We start from the raw sequence: 15,068 nt of genomic DNA, 5'->3' as shown, positions 1-15,068 counted from the left end.
CAAAAAACAATCAAAATGAAAAATTTTTCAGCGTTCAAACAAGCGAAAAAACTTAACAAAAATCAATTATCGAATATCATAGGCGGAGGTGCAACTGGAGATCCAGGTGAAGATGGATGCATTGGACCAAACTGCGGACAAGCTGATTGCGATATAAAAGGATGCCCTTCTGGAACACAATACATGTCCGGTAATTTGTGTCAAGACACAAAGGCTCCTGATAGATGCTATAACCTTAGAACAGGATCATATCAAGCTTGCTTTGCTGTTTAAGCATTCAAATATATCATCTTGAAGCATTTGTATTATTGACAATCATTGAGTTGCTAAAATATAGTTTAGCAACTCAATTCGGGTATTATTCAACTTTTATCTATAAGGCAAATAATTAGTGTAGCCTTCTTCTCCTCCTCCATAAAATTGGCTATGCGCTTTTTCCGTCATTTCATTTAGCGGATAGTTATTCTTGAATCTTTCAACCAAGTCCGGGTTAATAATATATGGCCTGCCATAAGCGACCAAATCCGCCCAATCCTTATTGATAATTTCAGCGCCGCTTTCCTTTGTGTAATCTCCACATACCATTATTGGGTGTTGATAAGCTTCTCTAGCCTGAACTCTAAATGAATCTGGAACATGCTTAAAATTGGAAATATTCTCAGACAAATGAAGGTAAGCAAGTCTTAATGGACTCAGTTTTTGCATCAAATAAAGAGCCAATTTAGGCATTTCATCATCATGAACACCTCCAGTACCTTCGGCAAGGAATGGAGATATCCTTATCGCTACTTTATCTGAGCCTATCTCATTCACTATCATTTCAACAGTTTCCACGGCTAATCGAGCTCTATTTTCAATGCTCCCTCCATATTTATCGGTTCGTTCATTGCAGTCTCTTCTAAAAAACTGATCAAACAAATAACCATGTGCTCCGTGAATTTCTATGCCATCAAATCCAGCCTCCATCGCATTTTTAGCAGCGTTAAGAAAATCATTTTTAGTTCTCTCAATGTCTTCTAAACTCATCGCCTTGGGAATATCAGTCTCAATCATTCCATAACCTCCATCAGCCAGAGGGCCAAAAATCTTATCGTCAACTTTCAAAGCAGATGGAGCAAGCGGCTTTGTGCCTGCGACGCTTGTTGTAGCTCTTCGACCAACATGCCACAATTGAACGAATATTTTCCCTCCTTTATCATGCACAGCTTTGGTCACCATTTTCCAGCCTTCGATTTGTTCCGCTGTATATATCCCCGGAGTCATCGAATAACCTCTAGCCTCAGCGGAGACGGGTGTGCCTTCTGAAATGATCAATCCAGCGCTTGCTCTTTGAGCATAATAAGTAGCCATCATAGGGATTGGCACATCGCCCGGAGCTGTTCTTGATCTAGTCATTGGCGCCATCGCTATTCTATTGCTCATTTTAAAATTTCCACTTTCAAAAGGCGTGAATAAGATATCTGTATTCATGATATAAATTTTCTTTAATATTACTGGCTCTACTTTTTTGCCAAAACAAGATTATGCAAATCAACTATAAGTTAAATTTACTGGGTCATGTATCCGCCATCTATGTTAAACGCAGCTCCTACACTAAAAAACGCCGCGTCTGAGCATAGAAACAGAGTTGCTCCCACGACATCCTCAGGCATGAGAATTTGCTTCGTGCAATGAGCCGCAATCATTCCTGCCTTCATCTCTTCCGATCCTTCGGTAAAAAGCTCATAGTTATGCGTTTTTACAGATCCAGGAACTACCATATTTACTCGAATATCCGTATCAGCCGCTAATTCAATCGCGGCAGTTTGAGTTAAACCCATTAACGCATGCTTGGATGCAATGTACATACCAGCCCTTGGGAAACCAATAAAGGCAGCTGCAGAGCCAATATTAACAATTCTACCATATCCACTCCTTTTCATCGTAGTCCCTGGCCCGGCATACTCAGCGCCAGTATTTTTCCGTTTAGCAGATGGTTCATTTCTTCTCATTGCCTTGATTTCGGCTTTCATGCAAAATAGCGAACCTTTGACATTGGTGTTGAATACATCGTCAAAATTCTCTCCGCTTTGATCCTCCACCAAGTTGTTTATTCCAGAATGTCCAGCGTTGTTGACAGCAAAGTGCAAAGCTCCGAATTTTTCCAGAGTTTCATTTACCATGCTTTGCACTTCGTTCTCTTTGGAGACATCGCACTTTATGAAATATCCCTGACCTCCCGCTTTCTTTGACAACTCATCATTGCTTATCATATCCACTGTCTCGACTCCCCCTTGGGATCTGGATGAAACAATCACTTTTGCCCCGCATCTTGCCAATGCAAAAGCCACATGCCTGCCAATGCCTTGGCTTGCTCCAGTAACCAGCGCTACCTTGTCAGCAAAATCATAATTTGGAATATCATACGAATCTGCGGGGCCATGAGCATATCCCCCATCATTCAATGGCGGTAGATCATTGTATTCTTCCTTGTTTGTACTCATAATGGCTAATAGTTTGAACCTAAACCGAGCCTGCCTGTGAGTGTTTATTATGCAAATAGGAATTTTAACAAATTTGAAATATCTCAAAAAATGAACTAAGATAAATTATAAAAATAGACTGTTAAAATAAAAATCAAAGGCATGGATCTCACTCCATGCCTAAAGCTTATTAACATTATTTGGAAAATCGCTGAACCAGTTTATTCAGCCATTGCTCTCGCTTTTGATGCGATACTTGCTTCACCATATTAAAGCTTATCCATTTGCGGTTTTTGTATCCCATTTTCCAAAAAGTCCCTGTCAATAAAGCTTTTTTGACTGCGTTGCCAAATATCCATTGATAGGCAATGCTTGGCGTATTCATAGTTGTGATCATCGTCACCTTTTTCAGATTTTTCAACAAAGGCACCATTCCAAGTCCATTCTCTTTGTAATCGTAAGCAAGTCCGGGAAAAATTACCTTGTCAATAAAACCTTTCGTCAAAGCTGGCATCAGCTCCCACCAAATTGGAAAAATAAAAATCAAATGATCAGCTGATTCCAATCGCGCTTTATACTCCAATACCTTTGGATCTATAGGTTTTCGTTGAACAAATGCCTTAAGGTCACTTGCTCTCATCACAGGATCAAATTCTTCCTTGTCCAAATCAATAACATCGACTTCTTTTCCCGAATTGTTCAACCCCTCGCATACCGCATCCAAAATCGCTCTGCAAAAACTGCCTTCATAAGGATGATTATACACTATTAATGTTTTCATGGTTATTTGCATTTGATACAATGCAAAAGTAAGCGAGCTACACCCCTTCAAACGATAACAATTGTTAAGAAAAGCTCCAAACCAACTGCATCATCATGCTTTTCTATTGCGTATGCGACTTAATGAAACAGATGTGACCCCCAAGTAAGAAGCCAAATAATGTTGAGGTATTCTCCGAATGAGTTCCGGCTTTTCATTCAATAGCGTCTCATATCTCTGCTGTGGACTGTCTTTGATACGAGAAAGAAACAATTTTTGAAAACATACCATTCTTTCATACACATGCTCTTCCACAGCATCCTTTCTTTCCTGAGTGCTTTCAATCAATTGTTTGAAAGTAGGCTTGTCCATCAGCAAAACCTCACTTGCCTCAACTGTCTCGATGCTGTACATGCTAGGCTCTCCCCAACGAAAACTCTCCAACGAGCTCAAGCATTCCCCCTCTATAAAAAACTGAAAAGTCACGTCCTTGCCTTGATTATTGAACCAAAGCCTTAACACTCCTTTTTCAATATAGTAAATATACTTTGACACTTCTCCCTCTTGAAGCAATAGCTCTCTAGCCTTATATTGCTTTCTCTGGAATTGATTTTCATTCCCTGCAACAAATAAATTAAAAAAATCCAAGGGCTTTCTCATTTCAAATCTTCAATGCTCTAAAACAAATTAATTAAAACCATCAAACCTTGCGAATCATTTCCAATATATCTTGATTATCACAACCCGATTCTGATACCTTGACCAACATATCACGCAATTCTGTGAGTCCAATAATCTGCTCATTCAATTCTTTTATCTTACGGTCAAGAAAATCTCTTTCGAATGCCTTGTCAAAAGTTCCTTCTTGAATTGAATCAATAACAGACTTGCATTCTTTCAATGAAAGTCCCATCTTCTTCAAGAATTTAATAAAAATGATTCTGTCCACGTTCTGTTCGCCGTAGTCTTTGTAATTATTGTACTTGTTAGGCCTTGTCACTCTAATTAACATCCCCATACTCTCATAAAGCCTGATTGTATCTCTGGACACCTTTGTTCTTTCCGCTATCTCCCCAATTCTCATTTTTTTTCAAAAAAAGTGTTAATTCATTTGACCATTGACCATAGTCCATGGTTTATATTTGCAATATATTCGAACTAATTAAAAAAGTAAACAAAATGAAAAAGGTTTTATTCATCGTTTCAATGATCATGCTCAGCGCTTTACAAATTCAAGCGCAATCCAGTATTGACAGTGAAAATTCAAAAGTCGAGTTTTCCATTAAAAACATGAAATTCAAGACTGTAGAGGGATCATTTGGAGGAATGAATGGCAATGTCGCTTTCGACCCCGAAAATTTAGAAAATTCGTCATTCAATGTGTGCATTGACCCAGCAACTGTGAATACAGGAAGCAAGAAAAGAGATGAGCACTTAAAAAACGAGGATTTCTTTGATGTGGAAAAATATCCTGAAATTTGCTTCAAGTCGGATGAAATTGCCAAAATCGATAATCAATATATTGCCAAGGGAACTTTGACGATGCATGGAATCAGCAATAAAGTTGAAATTCCATTTGAGCAAAATGGAAACACGCTTAACGGCCAACTCACTATAAATCGCAAAGATTACAAGGTTGGAGATGATGGAACATTCATGGTCGGAGATGAAGTAAAGTTAAATATCATTGGCACGCTTAAAAAATAAAAGCACACAGGAATACTTGATCGCAAAACAGTTTAGCCAAATACAATGAGCATTGAGAGCTTGATTTAGTTTGCGATTATGTGAACAACAATGTATTAAATTATAAAAGTGATGGAAAAAACAGCATTGATTACCGGAGCAACGGATGGCATTGGCAAAGCTACTGCTATCGCTTTAGCTAAAAAAGATTATACCATACATGTACTTGGAATCGATAAGAAGAGAGGGGAAGAAACATTGTCAACACTGAACGAACTGAATCCAAATGGTAAACACAAGCTTTTCATAACAGATTTATCTGACTTGAAGCAAATTGATACATTCATTCATGAATATACTCAGCAATATCAAAGTTTGGATGTGCTATTGCTCAATGCCGGCATATTTCAAAATAAACCTACCTTATCGAAAAGCGGTATCGATTTGGCTTTTGCAATTGGATATGTATCTCGATATATTTTCTCTGTCAAGCTGAATCCTTTGCTAGCCAAATCAAGAATTGGCAAGGTAATTCATGTCAATGGATCTGTCGTAGGTGAAATCAAATTCAACCAATTGACCAATCCAAAATATAACAGCATGACCAGTGTATGGCAAAACTCCGTTGGAAGCGCATTGTTAGCGTACCATTGGCAGAGCATTAGTTCCAGCAAAGTTGCCCACATGCATTGGAATCCTAGCATTGTTAACACTCAAACCGTCAAATCGCAATCCTCAATTGTCAGATTCCTATCAAAATTAGCTGGAATGATAGAACCTGAAAAAGCAGGCCAAATGCTTGCTGACAATATCGATCAAACTCCCAGGTCGGAATCAACAGGCGCATTCTATGTCAAGGGCAAGAAGAAAAAAGCAAAAAAATCGATTGCCAATGGAACAGCCCGTTTAAAAGAATTGCTTCAATTTTCAAAAAAATTCACCGGCATCGATATAAAAGAAAGCATGAACTGACATTATTCAAATTCATAGACAATACTATCATTAACCTAGCCTAAAGAGCCTGCTGATTACATGCAGGCTCTTTCTATTTGTCAACTCATTTACCTAAATCTGTTCCAATAGCTAAACACCTTCATTATCAACACTATGGTTCTAATAAATTTTATAAAAACATATATTCCAATCTAAACCAAATCAAGTGTCTTGTCTAAAGAATAATTTTTCCTATTTTTTTTAATTAATTAACTAAAGTTAAGTGATCAATAAAAATGAAGATTAGATTTTTACATAAACTAAATTTACAAACAGGACCTTTATTAATCATTATGAAAAATTCTACAATTTTTTATATTTTTAAAAAAAATCATAACTCAAATACCTTCTGTAACATTTAATATAAGTTTGAATAAGGCTTATTAAAATTGATATACCTAATGGTTAATATTTTTTATATTAAACTCTATACTAACTACATAAAAATAATATATATAGTAAATCAAAACCTTTCAAACACCAGTAAAAAACAATTTTATGTTTTTATATTTATTTTTATTTTTTTATTTTAAAATTTGGATATGAAAATTTTAATATCAATATTTATATAAATAATTTCAATACTTCCCAATAACACCTATGCAAAACAATCTTTTTTATATCGTTCAACAATTTCTCATTTCTAATAATTACACAATTAATGAAGAGGAATTGAACTTTCAACTGGAAGGGCATCCTAATTACCCTAGTCTATATGCTGTAACCGAATTGTTTACTCATTTTAGCATTGAAAATCTTGCCTTGGAAATTCCAACTACAAAAGAGTCTATGAATGAGCTTCCAAATTCTTTTTTAACAGTGATTTCTAATGAAAAGGGAGAAGGACTGGCAATGGTAACAAAAAGCAAAGATGGATTTACCGCTATATACAATCATAAAAGAAGTGAAAGATTTACCAATGATCAGTTTTTAGTAAATTGGTCGGGAATTACTCTCATGATTGAACCAAATGAATCCAAAGAAAAGAACAAAATTCAACCTTCCAAGATTAATCGAATAGTTCTAGCTTTAATTGCAATATTTCTTACAGGATCTTCGATTCTAATTGGGGCTTCAACAATCTCATTATATTTGTTTATCACCTCTCTTATAGGACTAATAATTAATCATTATATAATAAAGCAAGAGTTGGGCATTGCATCTGAGGCCATCAAAAAACTATGCACCAATAATGAAAAAACGAATTGCAATGCTGTCCTCAATTCCAAAGGGGCGACATTGTTTGGAAAAATAAAGCTCAGCGATCTAGGCATGATTTATTTTTTCTCACTTTCAATTCTCATTTATAACTTTTCGATATTTAGCCAGGGCACTGCCCAATTATCCCAATGGATAGTTTTGTTCTCAATCTTTGGAACTCTATACTCATTATTCTACCAAGGTATTACTTTAAAAAAATGGTGTCCATTATGCTTAGGCATTATTGGTCTACTTTGGGCACAGGCAATTGGAGTTATTGTGCTTGGGAATCTAGAATTCTCAATCAAAGTCATCAAAGTTCAAGATATTCTCATTACCCTAAGTTTAGGTGCTCTTATTACAATAATTTGGACACAAATCTCCTCTTTATTGAAAAAATCTACAGAATTAAAAAAAGTCCAAATTGAATTCTCAAAATTCCGAAAAAATTTCAATTTGTTCAAAGCTGCCTTGTCCCAAATGCAACAAATAAATCTACCTCTAAACACTCTTGGAATGCAATTTGGGAATTCAAATGCTCCTCACAGTATTGATATTACTATTGTCAGTAATCCACTATGCAGTTATTGCAAAGACACTCACAAATTAAAAAATGATCTCTTAAAAAGATTCCCTGAACATGTCAACATAAATTATGTGTTTTTAAACAGAATTGATGACACAAAAAGTGAAACAGCTCGTATAGCTGCGAGTCTATTAACTATTTATCAAAATGATAATAATATTGATCAAGCCATGGATGAAATATATGTTGAAGATGCGAATATTGAGCAGTGGCTTGACAAATGGGAACCTGCCACCCAATATCAAGCTAGTTTTGATAATTTAAAGTCGAGTGCAGAATGGGCAATAAATCAAGATATCAAATTCACACCAACTTTAATTATTGATGGATATGCTTTCCCAAATGAATATGAATATTCAGATTTACTGTATTTTATAGAAGATTTATTAGAAGAAAAAATAAATATCGAAGTATAATAATAATAGAAAATCACTACCCAATTTAACACTTTCACGCAATGAATTAAAAGATAGAATAGACAGAACATTTTTAAGAAATAAAGAGCGAAAAGGGATCAGCTTTTCGCTCCAAAATATCACTCAAAAAGATCTCTTAATGTAAGAGTCTCTAAAGCATTGCCCCAAAGATAATATAAAATCATGGATATTGAAAATAGCCATGACTGTGAAGAATTTCATAATTCTAAATCAAATGGTATCAGTGCTTAAAGACGTAGAGAAATTATTTCATAACAAATCACTCATTCAGACTTAAATGCCTGAAAGTCTCTAAAGTAAATCAGGCAAACATTTAAAAATTAAAAAATCATGAAAAAGTTTGCTAATTTAAAAGGAGCAAGAACCTTAACGAAGAATTTCCTAGTCGATATTAAAGGAGGAGGAATGTGGACTAATCCATTCGATGGTTTACGTGATGGTTGTATCCCTGGTTTAGATTGTATTGATTACTCATCTGGAGATAATAAAGTAATCCCTGGTAAGAAAGGCTGTTTTTATGCAGATAGAAGGTGGGGATGCCCTAGTGGATCATATCAAAATAAACCTGCACATTGCTGTTGGAATCAACCAGACCTACGTTAAGTATCAATATTTCAAATCTTCAAAATTATATCATTTTAATAGGAGAGCTTTTTTAACATAAGCTTAAGAAAATGGATCGGGTTTTCTTGTAAAAAAACACTCAATAAGACTTAAATGCCTGAAAGTCTCTAAAGCAAATCAGGCAAACATTCAAAAATCTAAAAATTATGAAAAAGTTTGCTAATTTAAAAGGTGCTAAGACTTTAGCAAAGAATGCTCTAGTCGATATAAAAGGAGGAGGGAAATGGTTAGAGCCTTTTGATGGTTTAAATGATGGCTGTGCCCCAGGAATGGGTTGCTATGAATACTCATCTGGAGATGATAAAGTGATCCCAGGAAAAAAAGGTTGTTTTTATGCTCATCCAACATATGGATGTCCTAGTGGATCATATGAGAATAAACCAGCACATTGTTGTTGGAATGGAGGAAATTCTGGACCAGGGATTCCATAATTCAAAATTTAATTAAAAAGTGGAATTATTTTTACTTCCACTTTTTAATTTTCATTTTTTATTCGTAATATATTTACAGTTATGTTACATACATTGAAATAATCTTATTATTATGCCGCATAGTATAGTTCATATCTATCGAACTGAATTCATAGATCTTGTTATATTATTTAATTAAACATATTACTCACCAACTTATTAAATGCCTAAATTTCCACACTATCACCAAACAGAGACCAAAGATTGCGGGCCTACTTGTCTCAAAATCATTTCAAAATTCTATGGCAAGAATATTCCTATTCAGGAACTTAGAGAAATGTCGGAAACAACGCGGGAAGGAAGCAACCTATTAGGCTTAAGCGAGTGCGCTGAAAAATTGGGATACAGAAGTTTGGGAGTTCAAATAAGCTTCGAAAATCTAGAAACAGTTCCTCTACCATGCATAGTGCATTGGAATCAAAACCACTATGTTGTATTGCATAAAATCGAGAAATCAAAAAACACTATTTTCAATAAACAAAAAGATACAATCCTTCATGTATCGGATCCAGCCCATGGCCTAGTAACATTTACAAAAGAAGAGTTTATAACTTCATGGATTAGAAAAGATGCTCATGAAAAAGAAGAAGGCGTATTACTTTTATTAGACCCTAGTCCTGAATTTTACAATTCCTCATTCGATGAGGATAAAGCTTCTTTCAGCTTCAAGCATATATCAAAATATCTGATAAAATATAATAAATACATTATCCAGCTTGCCATAGGACTTATGGCTGGAAGTTTACTTCAACTAGCATTACCTTTTCTTACACAAAGTGTAGTAGACGTGGGTATCCAAAATAGAGACTTGAACTTTATTTATTTAATTCTTTTTGCGCAATTAGCATTTTTTATTGGTCGAACATCAATTGAGATAATAAGAAGCTGGATATTACTACACCTTAGCACTCGTATCAACATCTCCTTAATTTCTGATTTTTTCATTAAATTAATGAAACTCCCATTTTCATTTTTTGATGCTAAGATGACAGGAGATCTTATGCAAAGAATTCATGATCACCAACGTATAGAACGCATGTTAACGACTTCATCTCTCGAAGTCCTTTTTTCCATGATAAATTTTGTGATATTTAGTTTCATACTAGCATACTACAACCTAAGTATTTTTATGATTTTTCTATCAGGAAGTATATTATACTTTACTTGGGTATTATTTTTCTTTAAAAAACGTAAAGAACTTGATTATAAACGATTCAACCAATCAAGTCTAGAACAAAGCAAAGTCATTGAAATTATACATGGCATGCAAGAAATCAAACTGCATAATGCCGAAAAGCATATGCGTTGGAGTTGGGAGTTTCAACAAATAAGACTATTCAAAATATCCATTAAAGGACTCTCTTTAAATCAAATACAAAACCTAGGTTCCTCCTTTATTAATGAATTGAAAAATATTTTTATCACTGTGTTTTCCGCTACTTTAGTTATAGAAGGCGAATTGACATTAGGGATGATGCTTGCGATCAACACTATCGTAGGGCAATTGAATGCTCCTGTAATGCAAATGATCGGTTTTATGCGAGAAGCACAGGATGCAAAAATTTCCTTGGATAGGCTAGCTGAGATTCATGACAAAGATGACGAGGAACCTCCAAACAAACCTACAGTTAAAGAGATCCCGACAGATGAAGACATTACTATTGAAGACCTTGAATTTAAATATCCAGGAGCGGTGAACCCTGTGTTGCATGGCCTTAACCTAACTATTCCCAAGAATAAAGTCACGGCAATAGTAGGAACAAGTGGAAGCGGCAAAACCACACTGATGAAACTACTTTTGGGGTTTTATCAAACGCAAGACGAATCAATTCAAGTTGGCGACTTTAATATCAACCATTTATCTCAACGCAATTGGAGATCGCTTTGCGGCACGGTGATGCAAGAAGGCTTTATCTTTAATGACACAATCGCCAAAAATATTGCTGTAGGTATCGATAGCATAGATAAAGAGCGATTAAAACATGCCATCAATGTTGCCAATATACAAGATTATATCAAAGAGCTTCCTCAAGGCGTCCATACTAAGCTTGGGGATGAAGGCATTGGATTAAGCACAGGCCAAAAACAACGTTTGTTAATAGCCAGAGCTGTCTACAAGGATCCTTCTTATCTATTTTTAGATGAAGCCACATCCGCTTTGGACGCCAATAATGAAAAAGCCATCATGGAAAATCTTAACCAGTTTTTCGAAGATCGGACGGTATTGATTATTGCACACAGGCTTAGCACAGTAAAAAACGCAGACCAGATTGTGGTCTTAGATAAAGGAAAGATCGCTGAAACTGGTTCTCATGACGACTTAGTCGAGAAGAAAGGCGATTATTACCATTTAGTAAAAAACCAATTGGAGCTTGGAAATTAATATGGAAGAGACAGAAATACTCAAAGACTCTACAGAAACACTCGTTGATGAAGAGCTAGGTTTGGATAAAAACAGCGAAGTGGTGCAAGAAGTACTGGAATCTACTCCAGTATGGATGATTCGTTGGGGCAATACTCTTTTCTTGGCAATCATAATCATAATGCTGATATTCACTTGGTTTATAAAATACCCCGACAAGATAGAAGCTAAAGCCACTATTATCACCAAGATTCCACTTCAGAAAATCAAATCCACCCAACTTGGCAGAATCTCGGAAATTTTGGTCAATGAATACGACACAATCAATGCTCGCGAGCCAATAGCTGTAATTGAAAATATAGCAGTCACCTCAGATGTTTACTATCTTAAAAATGCGCTGGACTCAGTGCACATCAACCAATACAGTTTTGATTTTCCTCTGAAAGAGATGCCAATCTTGCGACTTGGAGAAATTACGCCTGCGTATGCCGAATTTGAAAACAAATACCAAGCATATTCTCTCAACAGACTGCAAAACCCCTTGAATGAAGAAATAATTTCCAACAGCAAAGTATCTGTCGAATCCTTAAATCAATTAAAACTGCTCAACGAGCAAAGGAAAATCATCTTAGATGAAATCGAACTCAAAAACATAAACTTTCTGAGACATAAAAAAATGCATCAAAAGGGAATTATCTCCAAAAAAGATTATGAAGTCATTGAAATCGAAATTCTCCAAAATAAAAAAGCGCTAAACAATATTGACAATCAAATATCTCAAATAAGAGCCTCAACACAGACAAACACACATCAGATAAACTCACTGAAAATAAAAAAGAGCCAAACAGAGCTTACATTGTTTTCCGATGTTTTGCATAGTTTATTTTCGCTTCAGAAATCAATCAAAGAATGGGAAAACAAATATGTCATGTATTCAAACATACCTGGACAAGTAGCTTTTGTGGAAGCACGTCATATCAATCAATACATTGACCCCAGCCAAATCGCTTTTAGCGTAATGCCTTTGAAAAACAACGGCTATATTGCTAAACTCAAGGCTCCAGCACAAAACATGGGAAAAATCCAAATTGGGCAAAAAGTTCAAATCAAACTTGACCATTATCCATACAGAGAATACGGAATATTAGAGGGGAAAATATTCAATATCGTGCAAATCTCTGATAAAGATAAGCAATACACCATTGAAGTGGAACTGCCAAATAAACTCGAGACTTCTTATCATAAAACCATTGCTTATAAACAAGAAATGCCGGGCAGCGCAGAAGTTATTACCAAAGAACTAAGACTTATAGAAAGGTTCTTTCATCAACTAAGAAGCGTAGTCGATCAAAACTAAAGCCTTGGATGGAATATATAGAGGTCAATTATGTAAATGTACTATCAACAATACAAAGTTCTCCTAGGCTTTGGAATGGGCATGGTTTCGCTGGCTTGCAAATCATTCTCTCTATTCAACTGATAAATCATTTTAAAACTATTCTCAGCGAACTGTTTCCAACTTCGATAATGAAATCTGCGCATCAAGGAACGAAACTCGAAAATAGGCGCTAAATATTGTTGCTTGCTCCCTACCCTATCCATAGTTGAGCCCATCGCTCCCAATGACTCCAACTCATACGCTCTCCAAGGATTAGGAAAGTGATCTTGTGTTAGCAAATCTAATCCCTTCGGAATATTTTCCAGCCAGTCCTTTCGCTTAAGCGAATGCATCATATTATAAAATGTAGCAGGACGTGTTTTTAAAAACACTCCTTCTGAAAAGAATGGTTTGTCGTCATTATTCAAGCCTAAGTTTTCCAAAAGAGAGCCTGTTAATTCTTTCCATACAAATAAATCATTTTGCCCAAGCAATTGCTTATCATCCATGCTTAGAGAATGATACATGGAAGCGAAATCCGTTCTCGCCAAAAAAAGAATAAATGATTTGGGATAAAACTCAATCGGTTCGCTTGAACTTAATGTGTACAAGCCTATCATATGAAGCAATCCCCAAAAAGCTTCGCTTAAAGGCAAAGTTGAAAATGACATTTGCGTTCGCTGCAAAGCATCCTCAACCTTTGAGATCAAAGAAATAAATATAGGCCTCCAAGGAAAGTTTAATTTTGAGACACCGCTTGATTCAAGCCCCTCTTTACTCATAATTGTTTCCTCAAATAAAGTCCTTAGCTGGTCCAACCTAACACCCGCTGTAATCTGAAAATTGCCAATTGCTTCTTGATCCACCATGATCTTAGCCGCTCGATTATACGAAGGGACTCTTAAATCTCCATGCAAGCCAGATAAACTCACCAAGCCTCCATTTTCCTGCGATTTGGCTACTAATTCAGCAATAATGGATTCGATATTATCAAAACAAGCCTGCAAATGATAATACCCTTCTGAGTTCTCTCCAAAGGGAGCTGTGACAATTTCCAAATAAGGCATACTGTCAGGGTCACCTTGATGATCCGCTTGAAACTCAAAATCACCCCCCGAAAGCAATACTTCTCCTTTGTTAAATTTTGGCAATGTCAATCCATAAGGATGGAAAGAATCTCCAGAATGCTGTTCCTCCCAATACTGTTCCTCATTGCGAAACAACTTGTATCTACTTACTTCTACTTCAAAACCAACCGCTCTTTGCAGTACTCCTCCTTTATCGAAATCAAATGCTGGTGGAGTTTTCTCCAATGCATCTTTTCGTCCATTCTTTCCGACAACATTCCTACGATAAGCCCGACTAAAAAGAATTTCGCGCATTTTCCAAAAAACGGTTATACATACATATCAATCATATTCTTAATTATTTAACTAAAAAAATAAAGCAACGTTCGTTAAAACGTTGCTAAAGATTAGGATTCATTTTTATGGTTTTCATACTATTCAAATCGCATTGTAAAAACATAATAGTGTTTAAGATTATGCCTATCGCACCACTTATCATAATTTTGTTGATCATTCATAACTGCGCACCATGATTTGCTTTCACCTCCTAATGATTTTGGAGGATGATAAGTCATAAAAGGAATCTCTTTATCAAAAATTTTTCCCTCAAGATCTTCAAAGCTCAACATATTAAGCTCATAATCTTCTTTGCTTCTCAATTTATACAACTTATTAATGCCTAGGAGATCTGTCCTGATATTCAATTTCAACTCATTATTCATTGTCGTCTTAGCAAACACTACAAAATTTAATATTGAATCTCCTACAAATTTATACATGTCGCTTTCGATCTCTCTGCTATCAAAAATAATTTCATTTTTAACAGGCTTTCCTTTTCTATATTCGCTAATAGTAATTGTATATGTCTTTCTAGCCAATGAATCATGCCGAAAAGCTATTTCTTCATAGTCTATATCTTCAAAAGCCAAGTATTCATTGAGCTTCTGTTCAGCACTCATTTTTTTAGCTTGAGGATAAGCAATATTCATTGTAAACAGTGAAATAATTGCAATAAAAAATATTCTCATCATTAATTTCAAATT

At 35.5% G+C, this 15,068-nt stretch carries 15 protein-coding genes; 8 read left to right on the top strand and 7 right to left on the bottom strand.

The annotated features are described in order from the left end of the window. Positions 1–15: 15 nt before the first annotated feature. Positions 16–273, top strand: coding sequence for a bacteriocin (locus AABK36_RS21380; RefSeq protein WP_309942124.1), 258 nt, complete (start codon positions 16–18; stop codon positions 271–273). 96 nt (positions 274–369) lie between these two features. Here AABK36_RS21380 and AABK36_RS21375 read toward each other — a convergent pair whose 3' ends face one another. From AABK36_RS21375 to AABK36_RS21355, 5 genes are all read right to left on the bottom strand, one after another. After that, entirely contained in the window at positions 370–1,470 is a 1,101-nt protein-coding gene (locus AABK36_RS21375) for an alkene reductase (protein ID WP_309942126.1), read from the bottom strand. A 77-nt stretch (positions 1,471–1,547) separates the two neighbouring features. Next, a complete protein-coding gene (locus AABK36_RS21370; protein WP_309942128.1) occupies positions 1,548–2,483 on the bottom strand; it encodes an SDR family oxidoreductase in 936 nt (311 codons plus the stop codon). 175 nt (positions 2,484–2,658) lie between these two features. After that, positions 2,659–3,243: an NAD(P)H-dependent oxidoreductase gene (locus AABK36_RS21365; protein ID WP_309942130.1), complete on the bottom strand. Its 585-nt coding sequence runs from the start codon at positions 3,241–3,243 to the stop codon at positions 2,659–2,661. A 93-nt stretch (positions 3,244–3,336) separates the two neighbouring features. Beyond that, a complete protein-coding gene (locus AABK36_RS21360; RefSeq protein ID WP_309942133.1) occupies positions 3,337–3,882 on the bottom strand; it encodes a Crp/Fnr family transcriptional regulator in 546 nt (181 codons plus the stop codon). A 40-nt stretch (positions 3,883–3,922) separates the two neighbouring features. Then, positions 3,923–4,306, bottom strand: coding sequence for a MerR family transcriptional regulator (locus AABK36_RS21355; protein ID WP_309942134.1), 384 nt, complete (start codon positions 4,304–4,306; stop codon positions 3,923–3,925). Positions 4,307–4,401: 95 nt separating this feature from the next. Between AABK36_RS21355 and AABK36_RS21350 the strand changes: the two genes are divergently transcribed. The 7 genes from AABK36_RS21350 to AABK36_RS21320 all read left to right on the top strand — a co-directional run bounded on the left by AABK36_RS21350 (position 4,402) and on the right by AABK36_RS21320 (position 12,937). Then, positions 4,402–4,929, top strand: coding sequence for a YceI family protein (locus AABK36_RS21350; protein ID WP_309942137.1), 528 nt, complete (start codon positions 4,402–4,404; stop codon positions 4,927–4,929). Positions 4,930–5,040: 111 nt separating this feature from the next. Further along, positions 5,041–5,880, top strand: a complete 840-nt coding sequence (locus AABK36_RS21345) for an SDR family NAD(P)-dependent oxidoreductase (protein ID WP_309942138.1) — start codon at positions 5,041–5,043, stop codon at positions 5,878–5,880. Between the two features lie 621 nt (positions 5,881–6,501). Next, positions 6,502–8,103 (top strand): vitamin K epoxide reductase family protein, encoded by a 1,602-nt coding sequence (locus AABK36_RS21340; protein WP_309942141.1) that lies wholly within the window; start codon positions 6,502–6,504, stop codon positions 8,101–8,103. A 351-nt stretch (positions 8,104–8,454) separates the two neighbouring features. Beyond that, positions 8,455–8,727, top strand: coding sequence for a hypothetical protein (locus AABK36_RS21335; RefSeq protein WP_309942142.1), 273 nt, complete (start codon positions 8,455–8,457; stop codon positions 8,725–8,727). Positions 8,728–8,894: 167 nt separating this feature from the next. After that, positions 8,895–9,179 carry a hypothetical protein gene (locus AABK36_RS21330; protein WP_309942145.1) on the top strand — a complete coding sequence of 95 codons (285 nt, stop codon included), beginning with the start codon at positions 8,895–8,897 and terminating at the stop codon, positions 9,177–9,179. Positions 9,180–9,381: 202 nt separating this feature from the next. Further along, a complete protein-coding gene (locus AABK36_RS21325; protein ID WP_309942147.1) occupies positions 9,382–11,601 on the top strand; it encodes a peptidase domain-containing ABC transporter in 2,220 nt (739 codons plus the stop codon). Between the two features lies 1 nt (position 11,602). Beyond that, the gene (locus AABK36_RS21320; RefSeq protein ID WP_309942150.1) at positions 11,603–12,937 is read left to right on the top strand and encodes an HlyD family secretion protein; all 1,335 of its coding nucleotides are present in this window, start codon (positions 11,603–11,605) and stop codon (positions 12,935–12,937) included. Positions 12,938–12,981: 44 nt separating this feature from the next. Here the strand turns inward: AABK36_RS21320 and AABK36_RS21315 are convergent, their stop codons facing one another. Both AABK36_RS21315 and AABK36_RS21310 read right to left on the bottom strand, forming a co-directional pair. Then, positions 12,982–14,340: a hypothetical protein gene (locus tag AABK36_RS21315; RefSeq protein WP_309942153.1), complete on the bottom strand. Its 1,359-nt coding sequence runs from the start codon at positions 14,338–14,340 to the stop codon at positions 12,982–12,984. Between the two features lie 119 nt (positions 14,341–14,459). Further along, positions 14,460–15,056, bottom strand: coding sequence for a hypothetical protein (locus AABK36_RS21310; RefSeq protein WP_309942156.1), 597 nt, complete (start codon positions 15,054–15,056; stop codon positions 14,460–14,462). Positions 15,057–15,068: the final 12 nt, after the last annotated feature.

Origin of the sequence: Aureibacter tunicatorum, from assembly GCF_036492635.1 — a bacterium.
Lineage (GTDB): Bacteria > Bacteroidota > Bacteroidia > Cytophagales > Cyclobacteriaceae > Aureibacter > Aureibacter tunicatorum.
Note: the sequence above shows the minus strand (reverse complement) of the source record. Positions and strands in the feature narration are given on the sequence as shown.

What these genes read in the sequence shown, in the direction of transcription:
- AABK36_RS21380 (WP_309942124.1), top strand. Translation starts at nt 16, where the DNA reads ATGAAAAATTTTTCAGCGTTCAAACAAGCGAAAAAACTTAACAAAAAT.
- AABK36_RS21375 (WP_309942126.1), bottom strand. Translation starts at nt 1,470, where the DNA reads ATGAATACAGATATCTTATTCACGCCTTTTGAAAGTGGAAATTTTAAA.
- AABK36_RS21370 (WP_309942128.1), bottom strand. Translation starts at nt 2,483, where the DNA reads ATGAGTACAAACAAGGAAGAATACAATGATCTACCGCCATTGAATGAT.
- AABK36_RS21365 (WP_309942130.1), bottom strand. Translation starts at nt 3,243, where the DNA reads ATGAAAACATTAATAGTGTATAATCATCCTTATGAAGGCAGTTTTTGC.
- AABK36_RS21360 (WP_309942133.1), bottom strand. Translation starts at nt 3,882, where the DNA reads ATGAGAAAGCCCTTGGATTTTTTTAATTTATTTGTTGCAGGGAATGAA.
- AABK36_RS21355 (WP_309942134.1), bottom strand. Translation starts at nt 4,306, where the DNA reads ATGAGAATTGGGGAGATAGCGGAAAGAACAAAGGTGTCCAGAGATACA.
- AABK36_RS21350 (WP_309942137.1), top strand. Translation starts at nt 4,402, where the DNA reads ATGAAAAAGGTTTTATTCATCGTTTCAATGATCATGCTCAGCGCTTTA.
- AABK36_RS21345 (WP_309942138.1), top strand. Translation starts at nt 5,041, where the DNA reads ATGGAAAAAACAGCATTGATTACCGGAGCAACGGATGGCATTGGCAAA.
- AABK36_RS21340 (WP_309942141.1), top strand. Translation starts at nt 6,502, where the DNA reads ATGCAAAACAATCTTTTTTATATCGTTCAACAATTTCTCATTTCTAAT.
- AABK36_RS21335 (WP_309942142.1), top strand. Translation starts at nt 8,455, where the DNA reads ATGAAAAAGTTTGCTAATTTAAAAGGAGCAAGAACCTTAACGAAGAAT.
- AABK36_RS21330 (WP_309942145.1), top strand. Translation starts at nt 8,895, where the DNA reads ATGAAAAAGTTTGCTAATTTAAAAGGTGCTAAGACTTTAGCAAAGAAT.
- AABK36_RS21325 (WP_309942147.1), top strand. Translation starts at nt 9,382, where the DNA reads ATGCCTAAATTTCCACACTATCACCAAACAGAGACCAAAGATTGCGGG.
- AABK36_RS21320 (WP_309942150.1), top strand. Translation starts at nt 11,603, where the DNA reads ATGGAAGAGACAGAAATACTCAAAGACTCTACAGAAACACTCGTTGAT.
- AABK36_RS21315 (WP_309942153.1), bottom strand. Translation starts at nt 14,340, where the DNA reads ATGCGCGAAATTCTTTTTAGTCGGGCTTATCGTAGGAATGTTGTCGGA.
- AABK36_RS21310 (WP_309942156.1), bottom strand. Translation starts at nt 15,056, where the DNA reads ATGATGAGAATATTTTTTATTGCAATTATTTCACTGTTTACAATGAAT.